18 protein-coding genes are annotated in these 24,297 nt (G+C 59.6%); 5 read left to right on the plus strand and 13 right to left on the minus strand.

Annotation, left to right across the window (positions count from 1 at the left end; genetic code table 11):
* The first annotated feature begins 97 nt into the window (after positions 1–97).
* The gene (locus D6858_RS05625; protein WP_120108106.1) at positions 98–2,458 is read left to right on the plus strand and encodes a putative bifunctional diguanylate cyclase/phosphodiesterase; all 2,361 of its coding nucleotides are present in this window, start codon (positions 98–100) and stop codon (positions 2,456–2,458) included.
* A gap of 52 nt (positions 2,459–2,510) precedes the next feature.
* Here D6858_RS05625 and purQ read toward each other — a convergent pair whose 3' ends face one another.
* The 6 genes from purQ to D6858_RS05655 all read right to left on the minus strand — a co-directional run bounded on the left by purQ (position 2,511) and on the right by D6858_RS05655 (position 11,126).
* Positions 2,511–3,188: a phosphoribosylformylglycinamidine synthase subunit PurQ gene (gene purQ, locus D6858_RS05630; protein WP_120108108.1), complete on the minus strand. Its 678-nt coding sequence runs from the start codon at positions 3,186–3,188 to the stop codon at positions 2,511–2,513.
* Entirely contained in the window at positions 3,188–3,427 is a 240-nt protein-coding gene (purS, locus tag D6858_RS05635) for a phosphoribosylformylglycinamidine synthase subunit PurS (protein WP_102156262.1), read from the minus strand. Before purS ends, purQ begins: the two co-directional genes overlap by 1 nt.
* A gap of 210 nt (positions 3,428–3,637) precedes the next feature.
* Complete coding sequence (locus tag D6858_RS05640; protein ID WP_120108110.1) at positions 3,638–6,613, minus strand: M16 family metallopeptidase; 2,976 nt, start codon at positions 6,611–6,613, stop codon at positions 3,638–3,640.
* 243 nt (positions 6,614–6,856) lie between these two features.
* Positions 6,857–7,663: a phosphoribosylaminoimidazolesuccinocarboxamide synthase gene (gene purC, locus D6858_RS05645; RefSeq protein ID WP_120108113.1), complete on the minus strand. Its 807-nt coding sequence runs from the start codon at positions 7,661–7,663 to the stop codon at positions 6,857–6,859.
* A 479-nt stretch (positions 7,664–8,142) separates the two neighbouring features.
* Positions 8,143–9,459: a cation:proton antiporter gene (locus tag D6858_RS05650; RefSeq protein ID WP_120108116.1), complete on the minus strand. Its 1,317-nt coding sequence runs from the start codon at positions 9,457–9,459 to the stop codon at positions 8,143–8,145.
* A gap of 374 nt (positions 9,460–9,833) precedes the next feature.
* Entirely contained in the window at positions 9,834–11,126 is a 1,293-nt protein-coding gene (locus D6858_RS05655) for a hypothetical protein (protein WP_120108118.1), read from the minus strand.
* A gap of 270 nt (positions 11,127–11,396) precedes the next feature.
* Between D6858_RS05655 and D6858_RS15765 the strand changes: the two genes are divergently transcribed.
* Entirely contained in the window at positions 11,397–11,567 is a 171-nt protein-coding gene (locus D6858_RS15765) for a hypothetical protein (protein WP_165859642.1), read from the plus strand.
* A 194-nt stretch (positions 11,568–11,761) separates the two neighbouring features.
* Here the strand turns inward: D6858_RS15765 and D6858_RS05660 are convergent, their stop codons facing one another.
* From D6858_RS05660 to D6858_RS05670, 3 genes are all read right to left on the minus strand, one after another.
* On the minus strand, positions 11,762–12,754 hold the full coding sequence (locus tag D6858_RS05660; RefSeq protein WP_120108121.1) for a TniB family NTP-binding protein: 993 nt from the start codon (positions 12,752–12,754) through the stop codon (positions 11,762–11,764).
* Complete coding sequence (locus tag D6858_RS05665) at positions 12,754–14,964, minus strand: integrase catalytic domain-containing protein (RefSeq protein ID WP_120108124.1); 2,211 nt, start codon at positions 14,962–14,964, stop codon at positions 12,754–12,756. Before D6858_RS05665 ends, D6858_RS05660 begins: the two co-directional genes overlap by 1 nt.
* Before the next feature lie 239 nt (positions 14,965–15,203).
* Positions 15,204–15,992, minus strand: a complete 789-nt coding sequence (locus tag D6858_RS05670; protein WP_133305246.1) for a hypothetical protein — start codon at positions 15,990–15,992, stop codon at positions 15,204–15,206.
* A 90-nt stretch (positions 15,993–16,082) separates the two neighbouring features.
* On the opposite strand from D6858_RS05670, the gene D6858_RS05675 reads away from it, so the two are divergent.
* Positions 16,083–17,177, plus strand: coding sequence for a hypothetical protein (locus D6858_RS05675; protein ID WP_120108129.1), 1,095 nt, complete (start codon positions 16,083–16,085; stop codon positions 17,175–17,177).
* On the opposite strand, the gene D6858_RS05680 is transcribed toward D6858_RS05675, so the two are convergent.
* On the minus strand, positions 17,174–18,148 hold the full coding sequence (locus D6858_RS05680) for a hypothetical protein (protein WP_120108132.1): 975 nt from the start codon (positions 18,146–18,148) through the stop codon (positions 17,174–17,176). The genes D6858_RS05675 and D6858_RS05680 overlap by 4 nt on opposite strands.
* Positions 18,149–18,749: 601 nt before the next feature.
* On the opposite strand from D6858_RS05680, the gene D6858_RS05690 reads away from it, so the two are divergent.
* Positions 18,750–19,124, plus strand: a complete 375-nt coding sequence (locus tag D6858_RS05690; protein ID WP_205664888.1) for an excalibur calcium-binding domain-containing protein — start codon at positions 18,750–18,752, stop codon at positions 19,122–19,124.
* Between the two features lie 3 nt (positions 19,125–19,127).
* Positions 19,128–20,270 (plus strand): DUF4236 domain-containing protein, encoded by a 1,143-nt coding sequence (locus D6858_RS05695; RefSeq protein WP_120108136.1) that lies wholly within the window; start codon positions 19,128–19,130, stop codon positions 20,268–20,270.
* Between the two features lie 69 nt (positions 20,271–20,339).
* On the opposite strand, the gene D6858_RS05700 is transcribed toward D6858_RS05695, so the two are convergent.
* The 3 genes from D6858_RS05700 to D6858_RS05710 all read right to left on the minus strand — a co-directional run bounded on the left by D6858_RS05700 (position 20,340) and on the right by D6858_RS05710 (position 24,291).
* The gene (locus D6858_RS05700) at positions 20,340–21,719 is read right to left on the minus strand and encodes a CBASS cGAMP synthase (RefSeq protein ID WP_120108138.1); all 1,380 of its coding nucleotides are present in this window, start codon (positions 21,717–21,719) and stop codon (positions 20,340–20,342) included.
* Positions 21,720–21,725: 6 nt separating this feature from the next.
* The gene (locus D6858_RS05705) at positions 21,726–22,712 is read right to left on the minus strand and encodes a CBASS cGAMP-activated phospholipase (protein WP_120108140.1); all 987 of its coding nucleotides are present in this window, start codon (positions 22,710–22,712) and stop codon (positions 21,726–21,728) included.
* 469 nt (positions 22,713–23,181) lie between these two features.
* Positions 23,182–24,291, minus strand: coding sequence for a DUF4062 domain-containing protein (locus D6858_RS05710; protein ID WP_120108142.1), 1,110 nt, complete (start codon positions 24,289–24,291; stop codon positions 23,182–23,184).
* Positions 24,292–24,297: the final 6 nt, after the last annotated feature.

Genomic DNA, 24,297 nt, shown 5'->3' on the forward strand with positions numbered 1-24,297 from the left:
TTTTTTTTCGGTAATCCCATAGTGGGGATTGGAAAAATTCAGCCTTTCTTTCCGAAGGTTTACCACGCCCTAACCATTGCCCGTCTATCGCGGGTGCGTGAACGAAAACAAAGCCCCTTTCGCCGGTAAGCCGCAGGACTTGCCATTCCTTGCCATTCTGGGGCTGCGCGATCCGGCAGGAGGCGATTGGTCTCGGTTGCGCGGCCTGCAATATTCGCAATTCGGCAAAAGCACATGGCTGCGGGCTTTGGTCCACGTTTTCAGCGCAGCGATTGTCGTGTGGATGTATCACGATACCGCGCCCGTATGGGCAATGGCGTTGTTCGTCAGTGCACTGGTGGTAGCGGTCGCTCTTAACATGCGGTCGGATTTTCTGCTGTCCGACACTGACCATCGCATTATCACACGCGCGGAAGTGCAGCGCCAATCACTGCGCGCGGCGTGGACGGGGCTTGCGTGGAGCATATCGCTGATATTCCTGTCGCCGTGGGGAACGCAGGCCGATTATACCAGCTTGTTCCTTCTGATTTCTCTCCTGTTAACGGGATCGTCACTGGTTCTGGGGGCAGTTCCTCTTAGCACGATCATATTCGGTGGCCTGACCGGAATCGTCGGCGTTTCGGTGTTCTTGTGGCATGGAAATTATGAACTTACGGCGATTGCGCTCGCTTATCTTATGACAGTGGTGATCGGGACGATGAAGGTTTCCCGCACATACCTGATAGCCTGTTTCGCTGAGGCCGGAATGGCAGAAAAGAGCCAAGTCGTTTCTCTCCTGCTGCGGGAATTCGAAGAGAATCAGGGTGATTGGCTGTGGCAGATCGATATCAATCGATTGGTCAGAAGCGCCAGCCCGCGTTTCGCATTCGCGCTTGGTCGGCCGATCAACGAAGTCGAAGGAAAATCGTTTCTGGAGTTGATCTCTGGCGATGCCTGGGAAACGGGCGAATTCTCCAGCAGCTTACACGAACTGGCGGACAAGCTGAAGCGCCGGGAAAGCTTCTCCAATCTGCTGGTGCGGGTGAACATCGGCCGCGAACATCGCTGGTGGGAATTGTCGGGCACTCCCATGCTAGACGAAAATGGGGCTTATCTCGGTATTCGCGGTGTTGGCTCGGACGTGACGGAGCAACGCGAATCCACTGAAAAGATTGCCTATCTGGCGCGCTACGATACGCTGACGGGCCTCCCCAACCGCCTGATGCTGACAGAGGCGTTGGGCGATGCGTTGCGTTATTCCGAACAGTGGCGAACGCGTTGTGCATTCATGATGATCGACCTCGATCGTTTCAAGGCGATCAACGATTCGCTGGGCCATATGGTTGGTGACAAGCTGCTGGCGCAAGTGGCGGCGCGACTTAGCGATCTCGCCAGTGAAACCGACCTTGTCGGACGATTGGGCGGCGATGAATTTGCCGTGGTCATCCGCGATGCTTCGGACAAGAACGTGGTGGCGAAAGTTGCGCGCAAGGTGATCGCCCGCTTGTCGCAACCCTATCAGGTCGATCAGCACACGCTGTATGTCGGGGCGAGCGTGGGATCTGCCGTGGGGCCGCGCGATGGCCAGAGCGTGGAAGAACTGATGCGTAATGCCGACCTTGCTCTGTACCGGGCAAAGGACGAAGGTGGCGGCGAACATTGCACTTATGAGCCGTTGCTGCATGCCAATGCTGAAGAGCGCCGCCAGCTGGAATTCGCCTTGCGGAGCGCGCTGGAAAAGCGGGAATTTGAACTGGTTTATCAGCCGGTTGTAGATGCCAATACCGAAGAGGTGGTCAACTTTGAAGCGCTGGTGCGCTGGAACAGCGGCGATCATGGCAGCATCAGTCCGGGCAAATTCATCCCGCTGGCAGAAGACACGCGCCTGATTGTGCCGATTGGCGCATGGGTGTTGGAACAGGCATGTCGGGAGGCCACTCGTTGGCCCGACCATGTGCGGGTGGCAGTGAACGTTTCGCCTGAACAGTTGTTCGAACCTGACTTCCCGGCAACGGTCGTTCGCGCGCTGACAGCCAGTGGCCTGAAACCCCATCGCCTCGAACTGGAAGTGACGGAGAGCATCTTCATGCGCGATGCCAGTGTGGCGGGATCGGCGCTGGAGCAGGTGATGGCGCTCGGCTGTACGGTCGCACTCGATGATTTCGGCACCGGTTATTCATCGCTGGGGTATTTACGCAAGCTCCGCTTTTCGACGATCAAGGTTGATCGTACATTCGTTCAAGGGGCGGCGCAGCAGGCAGCGGAAAGTCTCGCGATCGTGCGGGCAGTGGTGGCGATGGCTGATAGTCTGGGCATGACAACCACAGCAGAGGGCGTCGAAAGTGCTGAAGAGGCAGAACTGATCCGCCAGCTTGGCTGCACCAAGATTCAGGGATATTACTTCGGGCGACCGATGGAAGCCGATCAGGCAGTCGCACTGTTCCGGCGCAAGCGTCCGGCCGAGCGCCTGACCGCGTAATCACCCAAGGCGGTATAGGGTGCGGAGAACCGCACCCACGCGTCCGATCGCGTCAGGCGGTAACGAGACCGCGCACTGCGCTTTCGAACAAAGCCCGGCCATCGCTGCCGCCGAGTTCGGGTTCGATGGCGCGTTCCGGATGGGGCATCATGCCCAGCACGGTGCCGGTTTCATTGAGTACCCCTGCGATAGACCGCTGCGATCCGTTGACTTCATCGGTATAACGGAACGCCACCCGGCCTTCGCCCTCGATTCGGTTGAGCGTTTCGTCGTCGGCAAAAAAGTTGCCGTCATGGTGCGCCACAGGAATGGCGATCGTTTGCCCTGCGTCGTATCCGGCGGTGAACAACGATTGATTGTTCTCCACCGTCAGCGGCACGGTCCGGCAGGTAAAAGTGAGCTGGGCATTCCGCATCAGAGCACCGGGCAACAGCCCACTTTCGGTCAGTACCTGAAAGCCATTGCATACGCCCAGCACGGGAATCCCGCGCCCGGCCGCGTCGATCACAGCGCGCATCACCGGGCTGCGACTGGCAATGGCGCCGCACCGCAGATAGTCGCCATAGGAGAAGCCGCCGGGAATGGCGATAAAGTCCAGCCTGTCGGGCAAGTCTACATCGCCGTGCCAGACACGCAGCGCCTTTTCACCGGACACTTTTTCCAATGCGACCGCCATATCGCGATCGCAGTTGGAGCCGGGGAAGGTTATCACTGCGCCGCGGAAGGCCATCACGCTGCCTCCAGCTTTTCGATCCGGTAGTTTTCGATCACCATATTGGCCAGCAGCTTGCGGCACATCTCATCGAGTGCGTCGTCAGTCGTGTCGTCCGCTACGTCCATTTCGATGAAGCGGCCAACGCGGACATCGGCGACCCCGGCAAAGCCGAGCCCTTCGAGAGCATGGTGAACGGCGCGACCCTGAGGGTCGAGTACCCCGGGTTTAAGCGATACATAGACGCGGACTTTCATCGGAGGGCCTTTCGCTGGCTTGCATTCCGGTTGCGGCGCCTATGCCGCCAGTCTGCCACAAGGGCAAGAGAGGGCGACGTATGATTGGTTGATCAATCACAGCTTTGTACGTTTCCCACGCGCTCTACGCAGCCCGGATGTTTTGCTCACTGCGACTGAAAGCGGGCTGCCTCCCCATATCCGGCGTCGCCGGAATGGGGAGGAGGGGCATCAGCGCCCAATTTCTGGAGCGACCGGTGCGGTGGATGCGGGGCGCGTATCACCCGAATTGGGCGCTTCTGTCGTGGAAGGAGTGGATTTTTCTGTGCTCACCGCCGGGACCACGACGACCTCCACTGCGGCATTGGGTGTGAGGTACTCACCTGCAGTTTGTCGCAATTGGCGATGGGTTACCGCCTTCAGCCGCTTGGGCATTTCTTCGAAACGCTCGATAAGTTCGGGCTGGGTCTGCGCCCGGTCGACGAGGCGCAGCCAGCCCCCGTTCGTTTTGAGTGCATTGGCATAGTCTTCGAGTAGAGGCTGGCGCGCGCGCTTAAGCAGATCGCTGGAGATCGGTTTGCGGGATAGGTCGCGCAAAACGGCTGCAATGGACGCCCGTGTCACATCGAGATCTTTCACATCGACCGAGGCCGCGAGCGAGAACGTGCCATAATCGATCCACAGGTGCGAAATGCTGCTCGACACGTCGGGGCTGTAGGTTTTGCCCAGGCGTTCGCGCAGTTCATCCTGCAATTCGATCTTCACAATGCGTTCGAGCAATTCGAATTGCGCCATCTTGGCGGGGTCCCTATCCCCGACAGTGGGCCAGATGAAGCCGATCAATGCCTGATCGCTTTCGCCGGTGTGATAGATCGTGTGACGAGTGCGCTTATCTGTGAATGGGCGTTGGCGCAGCCAGGGGGAATCGCGGAATTCGGTTTCGCGTGCGGGCAGAGCACCCAGGGTGCGCGCGACCTGCGCTATAACCGCCTGTTGATCGAAATCTCCCACCAGCGCCAGTTCGATGGCCCCATGCTCAAGTCGATCGGCGATGGCGTAACGCAGTTTGTGAAACGACAGCGCTTCATAGGCGCATTGCGGCTGCAAGCTGAAACGCGGGTCCGAATTCGACAGAATGCCCCCGATCGATGTGCCCAGCGCGCTGGCCGGTGTCGCATCCTTCTGTTTGAAGAAATTGGCGATCGAGCGCTGGTAGCGAACTTCGCCTTCTCTGCGATAGCCGGGATCGGTAATTGCAGCGGTCAGCAGATCGAGTTGTTGAGACATATCTTCCGGCACGGTGGTCCCGTCCATCACGAACGCATCCCCCCTGCTTTGAATATTGAGGCTGACGGTTCGGCCCGCAAAGATACTTTCGATTTCATCCTGTGAATGTTTGCCGAGGCCCCCAAGCGGCAGGGTCGATACCATGGCAGTAGTCAGCGGTTCCTGCGCGGTGTTCAGCAGATCGCCACCGTCGAGCGATAGGCGAAATGCAATCCGATCCTTTTGCAGATCGGTTTGCTTGAGGTTGAGGCGCACCCCGTTGGCGAAACGGATTTCACGAATTCCCAGAACCGGACTGATTGTGTCCGACACGACAGTGCCCGGCGTGCCGAAATCGTCATACCCAAATTGCGGAACATCCTTCGCTTCCGGCTGCGCAACGGGGGCGACGATCGCTGTGTCCCACGTTTGCCGCAAGGCGTCGGCCCCGCCCGCAGGTGCAGTGCGCCCCTGGAACCGGATCAGCGGATCGTCGAGTGGAGCAGCATCCTGACGCAATGCGGCCAGCACATTGACTGGCGTTATAGCGGGTGCAAATGCCTCGAATCGTTCGAGCGAGCTTTGAGGAGTGGACGGCACGAGCCCGTCTCGCAGCAGGTTCTCCATCGCGTTGACGAGCGCCGCATTGCTGCGGGTATCCTGCGAATTCGCAGCATTGACCTGCGCTGCACGCAGGCGGGCGACCTGTTCGGCAACCTCGGCGCCGGTGAAGCCATAGATCATCGACTGGCGCCAGACTTTGGCCGCGGCATCAAGCCCGGTCTGCCAGCCGCCATCGACGGTATCGATCGTGAGCCCGGTTACATTGGCGGACTGAAACAGATCGTTTGAGCCGAAACCGGCGGCACGAAATGGGGGATCATCGGTGCGAACCAATTGCGCCAGCCGTCGGTTGACGATGGCATAGCCGACCTGTCGCAACAGGTTTTGCTGCCGCTGGGCAATGGTATCGGGCTCGTTCCGCCAACGGGACAGGCGGCTGACAGTCACCCGTTCCGACAGGGCGGGATCGAGGTAGACGTGGGACAACCCCTTGCGACTGGTATCGATCGGACTGGCGACTTTCGCGGATGGCGGGGCGGATGGTTGCCAGACGCCGAACATTGAGCGGATTTTCGCTTCGACTTTAGCCACGTCGATATCGCCCACTACGATCAGCACAGTATTGGCCGGGACATAGGTGCGTTTGTAAAATCCACGCAGTCGCGCCGGGTCAGCCGCGCGAATTGTTTCGTCGATTCCTATCGGGAGACGCTGGGTATAGCGCGCATCCGGGGTCAGAAATTGCCATGAATCTTCTGTCGCGCGCAGGGCAAATGTGTTCCTGTCCCGCTTCTCGGCCAGAATAACACCCTGCTCCCGCTCCACCGCAGCAGGTGAGAGGGTGAGGTTGGATGCAGTTTCGCGCATCAGCATCAGTGCGGTGTCGATCATATCGCCATCGGTGCGTGGCAGATCGAGTTTATACGTCGTGGTTTCGAAACCGGTGGAGGCATTGGTATCGGCGCCGAAGGCCAACCCTTTGCGTTCCAGCAGTTTGACCATTTCCCCTTCGGGAATTTTGGCCGAACCGTTGAACGCCATATGTTCGAGGTAGTGCGCCAGCCCGCGTTCATCGTCGTGTTCTTCCAGCGAACCGGAACCGATCCGCAGTCGCACCAGTGCGGTGCCAGCGGGCGTCTCATTATGTCGCAAGGCATAGCGCATACCATTCGGCAGAGTGCCGAACGTCCATGCCGGATCGACCGGAACGTCGCTACGCGTATAATTCCATTCGTAATCCGAAGCGGGGCCGAGCGGGGGCACCGCGACCGCCGTATATTGCCCCATTGCCGGAGGCGCATCCGATTGTGCCGCAAGGGGAGCTGTCAGGGCAAGAGAGACGAGCGCAAGAGGCGCAATAACCGAATAGTACCGCATCGGCTCAGGTTTGCCCGATATAAGGGCGAAGAACAATAGTGTTCATCGCGCGATAAATTATCTTGTTTTGAAATAACGAAGTTTCAAATATAAGTTAATAGCGGGTCGATGAATATACCATTTCTTACTAAAAGATCGCCCGGTCATGCTGCGTGATCTGCGATTCGGTAATCGCCGCAACCCCTGCTGGATATTGGTGTACAATACGCAGCAGGGGTTGGCGATTTGGAACGATTTGACCGGTTATTTCTTCGGTTTCGTTTTGCCGCGCAGGCGACCACGGTGGGCGGACAGGTCGAATACTTCGCCTGGCCCGCCATCGTCGTTCTGCAACAGACCGAGACGGCGAGCGACTTCCTGATAGGCCTCTTCCTCGCCGCCCATGTCGCGGCGGAAACGATCCTTGTCCAGTTTCTCCCCTGTGGCGAGATCCCACAGGCGACAACCATCGGGGCTGATTTCATCAGCCAGAATCACGCGGGCATAGTCGCCATCCCACAGTCGCCCGAATTCCAGCTTGAAATCGACCAGCCGGATGCCGATGGCGGCGAACATGCCGGACAGGAAATCGTTGATGCGGATTGCCATGCTCGACATATCCTGCATCTCTTCATGGGTGGCCCAGTTGAAGCAGGCGATTTCTTCTTCCGACACAAAAGGATCGCCGAGGCCGTCATCCTTGTAGCTGTATTCCAGCAGCGTGTGCGGCAGCGGTTCGCCTTCTTCGATGCCTAGCCGTTTGGACAGCGAGCCGGCGGCCACGTTGCGGACGATCACTTCGAGAGGAATGATTTCCACCTGCCGCACAAGCTGTTCGCGCATGTTAAGGCGCCGGATGAAGTGGGTGGGGATGCCGATGTGCGCCAGACGGGTGAAGACATATTCGCTGATGCGATTATTGATCACGCCCTTGCCGTTGATCGTACCCTTTTTCTGGGCATTGAAGGCGGTCGCGTCGTCCTTGAAATACTGAATCAGCGTGCCCGGTTCGGGCCCTTCGTAGAGGATCTTGGCCTTGCCTTCGTAGATCTGGCGGCGGCGGGTCGACATGGGCGGCACCTCTGGCGTTAAAATACATGGCCCCGGCGGGCGAGTCCCAAGGGGGCTCGCGCAGTGCCGGGGCATAGCGCCGCACATAAGCAAACGGCGGGGCAAAAGCAATTGGCGCGCGACCGGGTGCCTTGGGGCTGATCGGCATCGGGGCGATGGTGTGGCGGAAGCAAAGCTGGCGATAGGCCAAAGAGGTGGATTTTCGTGCTGTCGGTACTTTCCCACTCCTTCGTCATTGCGAACGAAGGGAAGCAATCCATAGCGCGAGGATGGCAGCCGGTACATCGGCTGCGAGGGAGGTAAAGTGCGGTCCGTGGATTGCCGCGTCAGCTGCGGTTCCTCGCAATGACGAATGGGTGGGTGAAGGTGCGTTTCAGCCGGTATCGCTTCACTATCCGTCACTCCGGCCTCCGAGCCGGGGGCCAGCTTCCTCCGCCAGCACGCGGGAAGATGCAGCGACCACTTGCGTTTCTATCCCCCTAATAATCGCTGCCCATGCCGATCCGTTCGGGTTCCGGTTCGACCGACGGCATGTGCTGGCGTTGCAACCGCTCAATCATTTTGCCAAGCGTGGCGCGCTGGATCAGCACGGAAAACAGCACGGCGGCAAATGTCGCGGCCAGCAGCAGGTGGCGTGTTTCGCCCGGCGGCAGAGACAGGACCAGCGCAATCGATATCCCTCCGCGCAGGCCACCCCACCACAACACTCGTACAGCGCCGGGTGCGTCGAGACTGACACCCGGCACCGTCTTGACCATCGCCCCCACAGAAATCGCACGTGCGATCAGTGTCACGACGATAGCGGCGAGCCCGATCATGATATGCCCGTGGCCCGGCACAAGCGCGATCATTTCCAGCCCGATCAGCAGGAACAGGATCGAATTGAGCACTTCGTCCACCAGTTCCCAGAACTTGTGGACGTAATCGCGGGTCACGTCGCTCATCGCGCGTTCGAAGCCGTAATTGCCGATCAGCAGTCCGGCCACCGCCATCGCCAGCGGGCCGGACATGTGCAGCGAACTGGCGAGCGCATAGCCACCCATCACGATGGCCAGCGTGATGAGCACCTCCAGCGTATATTCGTCCATGCTCTTCAGCGCTTTGAACCCGACATAGCCGATCACGAACCCAATCGCGATGCCGCCGCCTGCCTCCAGCGCGAACAGGCGGACACCTTCGGACAGGCTGAAATCGGCCCCGGTCAGCGCTGCGCCGAGCAGGATCGTGAACACCACGATACCCACGCCATCGTTGAACAGGCTTTCGCCAGCAACTGCCGCCTGCAACGATTGCGGCACGTTCTCTTCGCGCAGAACGCCGAGCACGGACACCGGGTCTGTCGGGGAAATCAGCGCCCCGAATACGAAATACCAGATCGGTGCAATTGGCAGAGCAAGCAGGATACCAACACCCCACATCAGCGCGCCGACGACGATAGTGGAGATAATCACGCCGAATGTGGACAGCAGCAGAACCGGTAGCCAGTCCTTACGCAATTGCTCCAGATTCACATGCAGCGCCCCGGCGAACAGCAGGAAGCTGAGCATGCCCTGCAACAGGGTATCGGTGAAATCCATCCGCTGGAGCAATTGCGCCACCCAATCGTCCAGCGTGATGCCGGGGATCAGCGCATCTACCACCATCGCGCCGATCGAGGTGAGCGCGCCCATCACCGTCAGCCCGATGGTGTGCGGCAAGCGGATATAATGGTGGTTGATATAGCCCAGAACGGCCGCCGCCACGACAAGGATCGCGGCGATATCGAACGCTTCTAGCGCAGAGGAACTTTCGTGCATGGGTGCTGCAATAGCGCGGTGTCAGCTATCTCGCCAGTTGTAGCGCCAGCTATGCGAACACGCGAATGCCCGGTGTCGAGCAATCAGCCAATTGTCCGCGATGGGGAAAGGGAGGTAATCGGACCCGCTAAGAAATTTTAGGCCACAATCCGTAAAATCGACGAATGTAGGGATGACCCATTCGGGAAAACCCTCTTAGACACCGGAATTTGGGTCGAAGACCCACTAACACTTAGCGGGTCGTCATAAACGAGCGCATGGTGGTTTCTCGGCATCCGCGCGGAAACGGATTAGCGGTTGGTGCTTACCGTCGCTGTTCTTGAGTGTCCGGCTCATCCGGATTGCTCTAGTTCACGCGTAACTTTACCAAGGAACTATCCGGGCAATCCCCCGGCCATAGCCACCTCAATGACAGCTCGCTCCCATCCGAGGGTGCAGATCTTCTTGATGCGCTTCTTACCGCGCAGGGGGGCCGGGAGGCGCCTATCAACTCCATTCCACCTTGCGAGTATCTCGGATTCGGAGATATACTTTGCTGCAGCGGCGAGCATCTTCCGACGATCATAGGAAGAGCTGCCGGGTGCAATGATCGTGCCGTTCTTCAGCGCTGCGCTGAACGACTTGGGATTTAGGTTGAGAAGCTCTTCGGTATCCCGCCGGTTGATACGCCGTTCGAACGTAAAGCCAGGGTAATCGCGGCACTGGAAATTCAGATTGAGGATTTTGTCCAGATCATCTCGGCGGACGCGCACGCGATCCATAAACCTTCCGACCCCGTCATCGAGGCTGAAGGCGATTTCGCCGCGCATCATTGCCTGTATCAAAGGCCCCCAAGGCTTTTCCCTACCACCGATCGCCCTAAAGGCTCGACCAATGGCTAAGGAGCAATCTTCTTCTATTTCAACACTCGTGCTTTCCAGTCGCGTCAGTATGCGATGCCAGTCCGAGGCCTTCGCCTGCCTCTGCCTGAACGCGATCCTTACAGGACCAGTGTCATAGATCGTCAGTTCTCTGAGACAGGCCAGCTGCTCGACGCCATGCCGGCTGATGTTCATTCGTTCGGCGATCGAGCCGAAGGGGATTCGGTCATCGAGGTCTTGCCGCAGTCCCGCTAATTCAGCCGCTTCGAAAACCTCGTGCAGGTTGGTCGTCCCGCCCTTTATTACGGGCTGCAGCTCGGTCTCCCGTAGCCTGCCGACGACCTTTTGACTGACCCCCAGCACCTTCTCCAATTGGGCAGAGTTTACTCCGACACCGAGCGTTGCCTTGACTGCCTGAAGTCCGCCAATCTCCAGCTGCGGGACTGATGAACGAACGAGGTTCCGCAGTTCTTTCCACTGTCCGCGGAAGTTGGTGAAGTTGCGCGCGGCAACGGCTAAGCGATCGTCCCCTTCGACGGTGCCGCGAACCACACCTTGTAGAGCGTCGGTGACACTATTCGGCCAGTTGAGCAGAGCGGACGATCCTGCCGCAAGGATCTTCAAGCGGCGCTCGACCGGCAGTCGCTTCGCCTCATCGCGATCGCGCTGGCCATGGCCAGTGATAAGACATCCCATCCGCCAACCTGCTTCGAAAATGAGACCACGGTCGAACCCATGCAGCTGGGCAGGCATCGCCTCCACCGCAGTCTGGTGTCGAGCCTGATCGGGGTGGACGAGGTCTATCATAGGTCTGGTCGCCGCGAATTCTTCTTCAGATACCACCGCTCCGTCGTGGCATGAGAGATCGAACCCGCACCTATGGCAGATCGCGAGCGCGCTCTTCGTCCAATTCAGCGCCCGTTCGCAGCGCGGGCATGTGTCGAGCAAGATTTCGCCCGAGATGGGACAGTGGGTCACAAGCCCGTGGTGCCCGAGTGCAGAATGATATCCGGCGCGAAGCCAGGTGGGCGTGACACGCTTCCTCAGGTTGAGGTCGTATCTCGGAATGATTGTCCCATGGAAATGGACACCCGGCATGTCGCTCCGTGCATCGCCTGCGCGCAGGTAGCGTCGACTATCGACTTCGTCCGGTGCGAGACGGCATGCGAACGCGAGTTGATCGAAGTCTACACTGTCCATTACGGCAAGGTTGGTGTGTGCATGGAATGGGCCACCGCAGGCCGCTAGAATGGGCCGCACCATAGTCAGCCAATTTCTCGAAGCTATGCGGGCTACCAGTCCGATCAGGCTTTCGTCGACTTCCGGTCTGACCGACGTCATCACCTGCGGACCCGAATGGTCCGGTCGGGACGACCGGCAGAGGTTGGACCTGCAGGTGTAGTCGCCGTCACGAAGCAATGTTTTCGTGATGGAGCGGCACGTCATTCCGGCGTCTGCCAGGTGATACCGAACCTGAAGGGATCGTGCTTGGCGAGTTTTTGGGCGACTGCCCACTTCGACGTCGCGTGGGAGAGGTCGCACAGCTCAATCGACGTCGCGCCGCGCAGGAAGGCATGTCGTCCCGCGACCTGCAGCAGCTTGACGACACGACCAAGGAAGCCGCGGGAGACCGCCATAAGGCACTCCACGGTCCTCTCGTCGACGAGCGACATGGATGTAGCAAATAAGTCCTTCTCCACGAGCGCCTCATTGTAACGCGCTAAAAAGTTGAAGAGTCTTCTTGCCGATGCGGCATCGGACACGTCCAGCGGCTGGATGTCACAGGGTTCGATCAGACGATTGCTCAGCTGCTCGTTGGACTGCAAAAGGGCTTTTGCGTCCTCGTTTCCGAAAAGACCCACACCCACTTGGGCATCGGAGATGAACCGCTTGATTACGTCGGTGGGTGCCGATGAGCCTTTCGAGCGATATCCAGCATGCTGAACCTCGTCGATGATGAGCAGCCTTGTGCCGTGCCGCTCGAAAGCTTCGTAGGCGCTGCGCCGCAGGCCGTCCTCGTCCTTAGAGGCTGCGAACCCGTCGCCATAGAAATTCAGGATGGTCGACCAGAAGCGCCGCGATGTGCAGGCCTGTTCCAGCTCGATCCTCACTACGGGAAGCGTGTCATCCGGGTAGATGCCACGCCGCGCAACGATACGTCCAAACTCGTCGCCAGAGGCGCTTTTTCCGGCGTAGCTGGGTGCGCTGTTGCTCGACCCGGTCTGGTAGACGCCCTTCACTCCGAGGCTAAGGACCATGTCCAAGGCCTTGAAGACCGGGGTGTGGTTGGGGTTCTGGATGTAAATTGAGCGCGCGACTTCATCACGCACTCGCATGTTTGCGAGGTTCTCCGCCGAGACCACCGGACCGGGTAGCCCGGTCCGGGGCTCCAATTCTTCAGGACCAAAGGTCAGGTTTTTCGACTTTGTCGCCATCACCTATACTCCTCTTCATCGTCGTCATCGTCGGGTGCCGAGGACTGGATGATCGAATGGCGGGGATCGGCAATCGGCGTGTCCTGGTCCTGCGTGTCCTCCTTTTCGGTCTCGTCACTTTCGGCGGGTTCGTTTCCCGGCCGGCTCATGGCGCGGTGCGCGTCCTCGCGCTCGTTCGCAGGCACGTCTTGCTCGATAATCGGCCCCATTCCGTCGTGACGCGGCTCGGCCTCGGCGAACTCCACATCGGGAAGGGCGTCGAGCTTAGGCCCAGGCCCCGCCAGTCGAGCGGCGGCACGGCGTTCGCGGGCATCCATTCCCGGGAAGGCTTCGCGGATCGCAAGATTGAGGGCGTGCCGGGCCGCAAGACGGTCCGCCTCGCTGACGAAGTTGAGGGATTCGCGCTTCGACCATGCCCGGACCTGCCGGTGTTGCCAGAGCGAGAGCCCAGCCGCGTATTCGGACTGGGTGTTCTCGACCCTGATCCAGTCGTCCCCGACGAATATGTGCGCGTAGAGGAGGTTGTCCGGATCGTATTTGACTTTAGTGGTCACAGCGGCGGTTGCTTCGAGACGGGTCTTATGCGGTTCCGCGGCAGCCAGCCTGTTGATCGCTTCCTCGATGCCGGCCCCCTTCCATGTCATGTCGAACATCCTCAGGCCGCCACCCGCCGTGATCCGCTTGCGATGCACGGTGACGCCGGTGACGACGTCGATGAGCCGTTCGTCGAGGATCATGTCGCGGCCGTGAACGGCTGCGCTTGCAGCCCATTTCTGCAAAGGCACGGCGTCTATCCCGCTGTGATGCGTGATGTGGTAGAGTCGCAGGAATTGCGAAATCAGCTCCCGCAGTTCGGACAGCGTGATGCAGGCCTCGCTCGACGGGTCGATGCCAAATTTACGCATGATGCTGGGATCCAGCGTCGCGCCCGGCAACTTGTCGATGAGGAAGGTGTTGAAGGAACGGAAGAAGCGCTCCACGATGGCCTTATGCCTCGGCGATCTTACAGGTGCCAGTTCGTGGACAATGCCGAGGTCCAACATCATCTCGGAGAAGGCCGGCACCACGTAATTGAAGCCGTTGTCCGTCACGATCTTGGCGAATTTCCCGTTGATCGTGGCGAGAGCGGGATGCCGCTCAAGCCAATCCTTCCGTAGGCCTATCTTCGGTCGGTTGCCCTCGCGTAGGCAGCTCATTGCCGTCCTTACGCACTCGGCAGCCTTGGCGACGGTCGGGGGCTGGAAGCTCACCGTCATTGCGAGGACGCAGCGCGAGTAGACGTCAATAAGGACGGTCAGGTAGGGGCGCCCCGCCACGAAGCCGCGATCCATGTCCAAGACGGTTACGAGATCGACGACCGTGTCGTCCATCAGGCCGATCTGGAGAATGCGATATGCGCTTATCCCCTTGCCGGATCCGTCGAACTTTCTGCGTGCTGCTGCCTCGCCGTATTTTTGGGCGTAGGTTTCCCGACAGAGAAGTTCGTTAACCCGCCGACGGATCGTCTCTTTGCCAGGCACATTGAGCGTCGGCTCGCCTGCAGCGATGCGCCGCAAGTTCTCGTCGCCGATCTCCGTGCTCACCTCGGCGTGGACGTCGACGATCTTCCAGCCTCTGTTGCGCCAGAACCGGTTGCGGGCGACATCGATGATCTCCTCGACCGCCGGGTCAAGCCGGTTAACCCGGGGGACGCGGCCACTCATGCTCATCATGTCTGCAAGAGTAACGGTCGCGCTATGGCAGCGTCCGAACCAGCCTCTTACCGTGGCGATCTGAGGCGGGTTGCCGAACTTGGCTCGCAAGTCCTCGGTCCAGATTTTCCTGATTTCGGCCCCGAGTTTCGGATCATTCCCCTCGATACACTTCTCGATAAGGGGCAGCATGACGGCGAGTCTCGCCTCCGCGTAAGGGTCGCGCTGCAGGATTTCTTCGCGGTCATGCACTCGCGCCAGAATACGCTCGTGGGGGATCACGCCTCTATCGTCGGCGTGGAGCCGCAGGCTGCTGTCTGCAAGGCCGCTCTCGAGCCAGCGGGTATCAGGGAGCCGCAGCTCACCGGTGTCGGGATCCTCGTAGCGGTGGACCCTGCCGCTCGGCAGTTCGAGGACGTTCAGGAGCCCATCACCGAGTTCGCGTTCGAGGTGGAGTTTCAGCCCTTCGTGATTAATGAAGGTCGAACCGATGGCTCCGTTGATCGTGTTTTTATTCATGATGTTCTCCGTCGTTCCACGCGGGATTGTGCCGCGTCTTTATCGGGGGTTGGGCACGCGCGGACGACGATAGGTCGGCCGCGCTATGGTGGGTCGCGGCAACGCAAGACCGCCTTGAAGCGGTGCTGCATCTCGAGTTCCTTCGTTTGAACCGGCATGATTTTCGCCTTGCTGTGGGGTGATGGGTGTCGAGTTTGCTCGGGTTGGTGGGGCACGAGCGGTAGGCAGCGATCTACCGGTCATCGGCGGATGCTCGGCATTGCGAGGGGAAGGGGCGGGACGGACCGGCATTCGCTGCGCGGCCCGAGCGGACTCTCGAGGTCGATTTCCACGACGCGTCGCACCATCAATGCGTAGGCCATCGACCTACCGTTCACCGGGTGCAGGAGCTCGGAGAGATTCGCGAGAGAGATGGGGCCCCTCCCGACTGCCGAGGTCGCTCTCACCACAAGATGGCCGGGGACGTGGACGAAACGGTAGGCTTGGATCTCGTTGATATTACGCCTGCGGATCTCGTTCCCGGCGCTGCCGAGGACGATCTGCTCATAACGATAGCCGAGTGCATCGGCGGCGAGCTGTCCAAGGAGCGTCTGTCTCCTGCCGACGTCCTTGCGGAAGTCACTCCAATTCCTTTTCGCGTCCAGGAGCACGCGATCGCCATTGGAAAGGAGGGTAGCGAAGTCGGGAATGTGGACGAACCATCTCATGCCCGTCGGCGTTTCAAGAAGAGCTTCGACCCGCAGGGGTTGGGCGACGCCATCGACCACCGTGGTCCTGACTTCCTCATCTTCGATCCGTTCGATCTCGGCGGCGGCTTCCCCGAAACGGGCACGGCGCATCTTTTTGGACGGGTAGCAGATGGTGCGCACCGACTTCTTGCCGGTAATCTGTCCGCGTAGTTGATCGCGATCGGGCGCTCTTACGATCACGACCTTGTGCACGACGGTTCCGCCCAGGGTTTCTCCGTCACGCATTACATTGTTCAGCACACGCACGATAATCTCCAAACAACTTTCGATATGCGTCAATTGCTATTCCGCACAGGATTTGTCAATCGAAAGTTGTTTGGATATCGAAAATAGTTTGGATATCCCCGCCGAGTGCGATAGGGTCGGCTCATGAATCAAGCCTCCGGCTCGACGTCGGCCGACAGTCTGTCCCGAATTCCGGCGCTCGAGAAATTCTTCGGAAATCCGATACCGGATCGTGAGCGCGCCATGTGGGTGTCGTTGTCTACTGCTCATCGTTCCAAGGCGATCCAGCGCATGACGGCACTCGATCGCTGGTCTGATGGGAATGGATCGGTGGATGCGGCGCGGGCGGCCGCTGATGCGGGGGTGGGGCTCACTCGCTTTTATGAGATGGCAAAAGCCTGGCGAAATGACCGTTCATTAGCGGCCCTAGGAACCTTTGCCGCTGCTCCGAAGTCCCGTGTCGGGAAATACGACGCGACGATACGCAAGCTTGTTGCCGAGGTGGTCGCTGCTGACGCCAACGCAAGCGTGCGAAAATTGGCAATTGACCTCGCCAGCAGGCTCGGAACATTCGTCGACGGGGCGGGGCCTAGCCACAATACGCTCAGGCGCTACGTCGAAGAGGAACTTCGCCGCCGAGAGCGTGAGTCTTCTGCAGGCGTTGATCTGCAATTGGACTGCAGCGCCTGTAAGCTGACTCCGAGCGACGAAAGGCTATTCACCGCCTTCGTGATACTGGACCGTTCTACGCAGGTCGTCCTGGGGGCGGAGCTTGGCGCTCTTGCCGACAGCCGAGCAGGATATCGCGGAGCAGCAATGGATGCCTTGAGGAGACTGGATGAAAGCCAATTCGTGCGGTTACCGTGGGTCGATAGCTCGGCTCGTGCAGAGATCGTCGTTGGTGAGGACGAAGACGCATGGACGGACATGAAGAAGCGGCTGGTCGATGCCGATCTGCACGCAGGTATTGAGCTGTCGACGAAAACCAATCGGTTCGGTCGCTATCTCCGGCCTGCAACTGGCCTTCGTATCGGAACCGTCGTCTTCTTCCCTATACGCACTGGGGAAGACGGAAGCACAGGCGTCAGAGCGAGATCTTCGTTGATGGAGTTCCAGGCGCGGCTCAGGGTGGAGGTCGATGAATATAACGCAGAGGTAACGTCGCAGATCCAGTCGCCGAATGACGCGTCCCCTCCGGCAAACTTAAGGCGTTTTCTAGAAATGATCGCGGAAGGCTAATCACGTCCAGGAATTATCGCCTTCTTCATGTTTCGTGCGGCGTTATGTGCATCGATCTGCTCAACGATGATATGAAAGGCATCTTCGCTCGAAAGTGGGGCGTCTTTCTTCGATCGCAGTAATTCGTGAGGCTCTCGCGATCGGCTCCGATGATAAATCAGATCGAGCGAGCCTATTCCCCTGCCGAGTATGCGAGCTGTTGCGGTTCTCGCCGCCGTCGCTTTCATGGCTTGGAAGTCAACCATCTCAGGCAATTGCAAAGACGCGGCTATCTCAGAGTCGATCTTGAACGGTCCGGTCAGGAGCCCGTCTTTGAGCGCTTCCGTTAGCTTGTCGGCATCAAGGTCATGATCACCGAGAGACGCGAAGATTATTTCGCCATTCGCCTCGCTCACCGCGAGTGTGAGGTCCGGATATACCAAGTGTCGGGCCTTCTGGACTGGCAATTTGACGTGGCATCGCGATATCACTGTCGCGTGATTATCAGTCCCCGGAGAAGCGCGTCGCGCCTCCATCAGCATGTTCCATATCGTGCTTCGCGACGGTGTCGCCACTCCGAGCTTGCCACACCGCTCCGCGACGCGATCGACGATCTCGATAAGCGAAGCGTTCGCGTCAGCTGCGGCTATCACTTCTTGTGCAGCGGTCTTACTGGCGACGGGCAGGTTGCGCCTACCTTTCGGGCGGGGCGCACCCTTTGAAGCGCCTGAACCCGAAAGTGCCGATGCCTTCTCTTGCAGCGACCATGCTCTGACCAACGCAAGAAACTGATTGATGCTGAGGTCGAGTTTCGAAGCGTGCTCCGCTCGGTCGCCTTCATCTGGTTCGGCGATCCGCAGATAGGACCTTACGACAGCGACCCGCCGTCGGATCTCGGTTAATTTCAGCGGATCAACGCCGGACAGATCAGGGTCGCACGCACTGGGCACGTGCGACTGCGCACCCCGCGACGGGGTGGTGAAATTATTCATAATGGTCTCCTTGAAGTCGAATATTTGAAGACAGCCGCAATCCGTGCCTTCAGCTATTCAGTCGATTGACAATCCTGAGCCTTACGAAGTGTGCGGCGCTCCAAGATCGAAAATTGGGTTCTGTGCAGCCGCTTCGGGATCAATGTTGATCGAACCGAAAGACCCAGTAAGAAGTTCGAATGTCAGCGCTTCTTCTTCTCGCGGTCGTGATTGTGCCTAATGGTGAGACCTTCACTTGCACCCCTGAAGCAGTATGGGACGGAGATGGGCCGGTATGGTGCGAGGAAGGTCCGCGCATTCGTATTGCAGGCATTGCCGCCCGTGAGCTCGATGGTTCCTGTTCCGACGGGCACCTCTGTCCCGCCGCTGACGCCATGGTGGCGAGAGACGCATTGGTCGACTTGATCGGCCGACCTGTCGGCACCGGGCGCCATGGTCATGTGCTGGTGGCGGGTCCTGCGATGCGATGTGTTTCGACCGGTTCTGCAGGAGGAGACCGGACGGGCGCATGGTGCATCTCGCCGAGGTCCGGTGACCTATCTTGTGCTATGGTCCGTGGAGGTTGGGCAGCTCGGTGGGACCGTTATTGGGGGAAGCACGAATGTCGCTGAGGGAATGGGGTGATCGGCAACGCGAAGGTCGCGGCTGGTTGATCAGGCTTGAGTTCGGACTGGTCGCGACGCTTGTGTTCGGATCATTGGCGCTTGCGGTTGCCTCCTTCGTCTGGGCGGTTGCTGCTTCGGCCCATCCTGGCGGTCTCGCGGCTGATGGTTGCCATAACGATCGCAAGAACGGAGGACGGCATTGCCACCGCGCCCCAGCCCCGCAAAGTGAACCGCGTCAGGCGTCGAGGGCTGACGTCTACTACGCCAATTGCACCGCTGCGCGCGCTGCGGGAGCCGCGCCTATTCGACGGGGCGATCCAGGCTACGCCCGCCATCTCGATCGAGACGGCGACGGCGTCGGTTGCGAGTAGGCCATGCCGTTCTACGTCCGCAAGTCGGTGAGCGCTGGCCCATTTCGCTTCAATTTCTCTAAGGGAGGCGTCGGCCTGTCCGTTGGGGTGCGTGGCTTGCGTCTCGGAACGGGTCCCCGCGGCCATTACGTTCACGCGGGTCGTGGCGGTCTCTATTACCGTAAGACTCTCAAGGCATCGCGATCGGCACGAAATGGCGAAGGGCGTGCATCCAGCGAACCCCCAGCACAGCAGCACAGCCATCCCGAGTCCGTGTCCGGAATCGACATGGTTGCCGTATCCTCCGGCGCTGTCGCCGACATGGAGGACGCGCGGTTCGCCGATGTGCTTGCCGAAATGATCGAGAAGCAGCAGTCGGCGCGATTGGCGACCGTGTTGATGTGGTGCGGCATCGCCTTTGCAGCGCTGACCACGATCGGTGGAGGGGTGATCGGCTTCCTCGTCGGTGCCGCCGTCGCATTCGGAGGCCGGGTCCTGGGGTCATGGCTGGACGAAAGTCGGCGTTCGGTCGTGCTGATGTATGATCTCGAGGACGACGCCGCCAAGGCGTATGAAGCCATGACGAACGCCTTCGACAGGGTTGCCGCCTGTCATGGCAAATGGCATGTTGACGCGGGTGGTGCCGTCAACGATCTCGTGACGTGGAAGCGCAATGCCGGCGCGAGCCACGTTCTGGACAAGCGTTCCACCGTTCTGGGTTACGATCTGCCGACCATCCTGAAGAGCAATGTCACGCCGCCTTTCATCGCGGTCGGGAAGGAGACCCTGTTTTTCCTTCCGGACTTCCTACTCGTCGTCCACGACGACAATGTCGGAGCAGTCGCCTACGACCAGCTTTCGATCGTCTGGCAGGACTCCAATTTCATCGAGGAAGGGACGGTCCCTGGCGATACGACCGTTCTCTTCCACACGTGGAAACATCCGAACAAGAGCGGTGGCCCTGACCGACGGTTCGCGAACAACTACCAGATCCCCGTGTGCCTCTACGAGAGCATCCACCTCACCAGCACCAACGGGCTCAATGAGCTCCTTCAGGTCTCGTGCAATGGCGTCGCGGCCCCTCTCGCGATGGCCGTGACGGAATTGTCGAGGTGTAACGGTGCCTCCGCGATCGACCGTTCTCTGCCGAGGCTGACGAGCGGCTGATATCGCCGCCCAGGTGGCAAGGTCTGGTCGGACACTGGACGCGGCCACTGCCAGGCGTGCAGTGCGGGACTAAAGAACGTGCCGCCGTCTCGCCGGGTTTCGCGGTGGCACGGCCATGCCTCTCACCTTGATCCAGACCCGGCGGCGCCCGATCACTTGATTGCCCAGCAGGACGGTGAGGTCCATCGCATGATCGCCATTGTATGCGGAATGCTCCGTGATGGTGGCCTCGTCCCCCGCGTGGTGACCCAGATCGTTCTCGCCCGCCGCCTCGTCGCCGCGGTTGCGGACTGTCCATCGCAGTCTCGAACCTGGGGGTGGCGCATTTTGCAAGCTGAATGCGATGTCGCAGTCTTTGGGAATGGGCTGCAACTCGTTCAGGCCTTTCCAGGACACATGCGAATTCTTCTTGGGCGTGGCCACTATGGCAATCTGGGGGTCGAACTGGAACGGGACGAGCGCATTCGTTGTCTCCGCTTTCTCGGCCACCATCTCCTCGTTGTCTTCGGGCATCGGGAAGAAATGGCCGAACGCCTCGGTCCATGTCTCTGCTGCCGTGAACTTGTCCTGCGCGCCATTGGCCCTCGCGGCGACGTCGACGAGGGTTTCCAACTGAGCGACGAACTCTGCATGTTCCGCATCCGACAGGCGATTGAGGTCTTCGCCTATGTCCACGGGATTGGGCACCTTCGCACCATCAGCGAGGCGTGCATGAACCACCGCAGCGATGCTTTCGAAAAGATCGGCATCATCGGTCGAAGTCAGATCCATTTCGCGAACTGCGTCTGCCACGAGCACCGTCAGCAGAATGGAGGACGGTCTGGAGCCCTCGGCGAAGGTCAATGCCGCCCACATCTTCAAGTAGCGCACCTGACGCCGGACCTTCGTCCGCAGTGCCTGGTCCTTCTGCTCGTCCTTGAACCAGACGTAGATGGCCTTGGGATCGCTTCCTTCCCAACCCAGCGTCTCGGTCGCCAGCGCACGTGCATCGCGTTCCGCATCCAGATGGTAGCATGGCACATCGATATGGAAATCGGGCGCGAACGTGATGCGGTTGCAGCGCTCCTTCGGATCTTCGACACCCGTGGCGTCGTTCTCCGCATTGCTATGGTAATCCAGAAGCGCGTCCTGAACCAGCGCTTTGAGTTCCTCGGGCTCGTGGTCACCGTCCTCGGGCTCTCCCTCCCACTCGAAATACAGGCCGAGATCGATATCGAATTGGGCATGGGCGTTGTGAGGCCGGATCTGAGTGCCGAATTTGTATGACCCTTGTAGCCATGTCCTCATGGAGCATCCCGTCTCGTCCTTGATCCGCGCCTTCAGGAAATCCGCCAAGTCGTTCCAGCGCTCCTGTTGCGCCGCCTGCTGATCGTCCGTCGGAGTAATGCGGCGATGCAGTGTCTCCCTATCGGGATTGGAGGAGTGAAACAGGTCAGCGGCGATACCCATGGCTACCTACATGCTGGCGTTGATGAAGGGACGATCCGCAGCCTCGTGCTGCAGCATCGATTGAAGGAGCGGATCCGGCGAACATTCGGCGAAGGAGTTCGCCGCCATCGCGAGCAGGGTGGCCCGTGCCTGCGGGCTCGCGCAATCGAGCGCCAAGTCAGTGCGCTGGCTGTCGGCCTGGTTCCGATCGATCCGGAGATATCTATCGCCCAGGCGATGCTTCATCATGTCGTCGGTCAGCGCCTGCTGTGAGCCGATGATCGCGTTGCTGAGCCTGTCACCCTTCACCCAATCCCATATGCCCATTGACGTCGAAGTGCCTGCCGAGAAAGCGAACGATTGCGACGTCGTGCCGACGCTGAGCATCCGAATTTCGTGTGGATCGATACCTAGGAAATTTTCCGCTTCGTGAACCGCTATCGCATCGGGCGAGTTCGCGAAAAGGCCGCCGTCGGCGAAGAGTTCATGCTGGATCCGGTGCGTCGGGAAATAGGTTGGCGCGGCCGAGGTAGCGAGAGCAACCTCGACGACGGGGAGGCGCCAATCGATCTTGAAATTGGCATGGTGGCCGGTCTTGAAGACCTTCGGTCCACCCTTGGTGAGGTTCACCGCAGCGACGACCGTTGGGCGACGCAGGTCCTTGACCAGGGTCTGTTGGCCTACAATGTCTTCGATGGTCTTGCGTAGAGCTGTTGCGGAATGCTTCGGTCGTGAGACGTTGCCGAGGAATTCGGCCCACTTTCGAGGTCCACGAGCCGGTGACTTACGACCGAATATCTTTTCGCCGTTCTCGACGAACGCGTCGCGAATATGCGCGGCGGGGACCCCGGATGCCAGTCCCAGGGCGACGATGCCGCCGATCGAGGTGCCAGCGAATAGATCTATGAAATCGGCCGTCCTGCGACCGCTCTGCTCCTCGATCTCTGCAAGGACAGCGATCGAATACAGGCCGAGATAACCACCACCGGAAAGAGATAGGATCTGGAACGTCACGAGGCCCCCTTTACCCCGAACATAGTGAGAACAGGGGGCGGTTCAAGGCGGCTGGTCGGCTTAGCCACACCTCGCGTGCGCTGCGAATTGCAAGCGGCCCGTCATTAGGATCTCGTTTCTCGCGCGGTTGACCCCGACTTATGGTCCGAGCTGACCAACAAACTGCGGGCTCTTCTTTTCCATCTAAACAACCCTTCGATCACACCTCCTCCTACGGATGAAAGGCAGCGGGCGACGAGCGAAGAAGGTTTTACCATGGGCGATTGTGGATCGACGCCTGAGCGCCGCCTCAACTTAAAGCTGCGCGCATGGAACTCGCCTGAGTATTTGGGCTGGCCAAGCGAACTAGAAATCCTCTTCAGTTCCCCTTCTTCTCGAGAGCCCGCGCCGTGAGGGCACCCGTCCCTCAGCGACTAATAAGCGATTTGCCGATCACCTGACCCGACTATACCGCTTGTCACCCCGGCATTCAGCTTCTGTATTTCCGCCGAAGTAGGGCGAGCAGATCCTCGCGGATCCGAGCGCGTTCGGCGCGCAACGCCATGCGTGTTCGGTCGGGCGGATTGAGCAACACCGAGCCGGAAGCCGATCGGTCCATTGCGATCTGCATCGAGTCAGGACTGGCAGCTTGCTGGTTTGCAGTGCGCCATCCGAATACGCCGCTGGTGCCGATATCGACAGCAATGACGATGCGTGTCAGTCGTTGGGTGCGGTCGAACTTCTCCAGCAACCTGTCCGCGAAGGTGAGCCCTCTTTCGATCGCCTGACCGACGTGTTCTTCGATCAGGGGCTTGAGATGCCCGGTCGCTTCCTCGATAGGAACGGATAAGAGCATTGCGCCAGCCTCGTCCATGCGTAGTGCCGCTCCGTTTTCCTGTTCGATGACGAGCGCGCCCTGATCGAGCCGAGGTGCGGTCCGAAGCCGATAGGAGAAATAGCCGTGTGCGGAGGACAGGTCCGCGACGATGCTGTCGACCAGCGATTGGTTTTCGATCTCGCTCGGCCGCAGGATGGTCTGCACAGGCCCACCGACGACTGCGAGATGCAGCAGTGGCCCGGTCATCCGCACCATGCCGCACTCCTCGACTGGAATCACGTCGCGTGCCTTTTCGACCAGTGCACCGACGTCGACTGGCGTGGTGGCAGCCGACAACTGATGCCTGGCAATGGCGCGGGTTACTTCGGTGCGCAGTTCCTCCGATGAACGGAAGGTCTGCCCGCGGTGCATCCCGGTATCGTAGTCCTCGACCTCGTCCACGAAGCGTTGCTGAGCCTCTTCGCGAGTCACCCCGGCCTGCACGAACGGAATGACTTTTCCCTCTCCTGCTGCTTCCCGAAACTCCTCATGCGTCGGGGAGATGCCCGATTGGGTTTCGGACCAGCCGTAGCGTTCGCCGAGTATCAGGACGACGAGGTCCGCCTCCCGCACGCCTTGCAGGCATGCCACCCGCGAAGGGATGTTGGATGCCGGGAAATCCTCGGCACGGATTATCTCGTGATCGAGGCTGCGGATCGCGGCGAACGCCGCTTCGCGGTATTCCTCGAAACCGTTCATGACACTGCTGACGAAGATCTTCATTGTCTT

Source organism: Tsuneonella suprasediminis (genome assembly GCF_003605755.1).
GTDB lineage: Bacteria > Pseudomonadota > Alphaproteobacteria > Sphingomonadales > Sphingomonadaceae > Tsuneonella > Tsuneonella suprasediminis.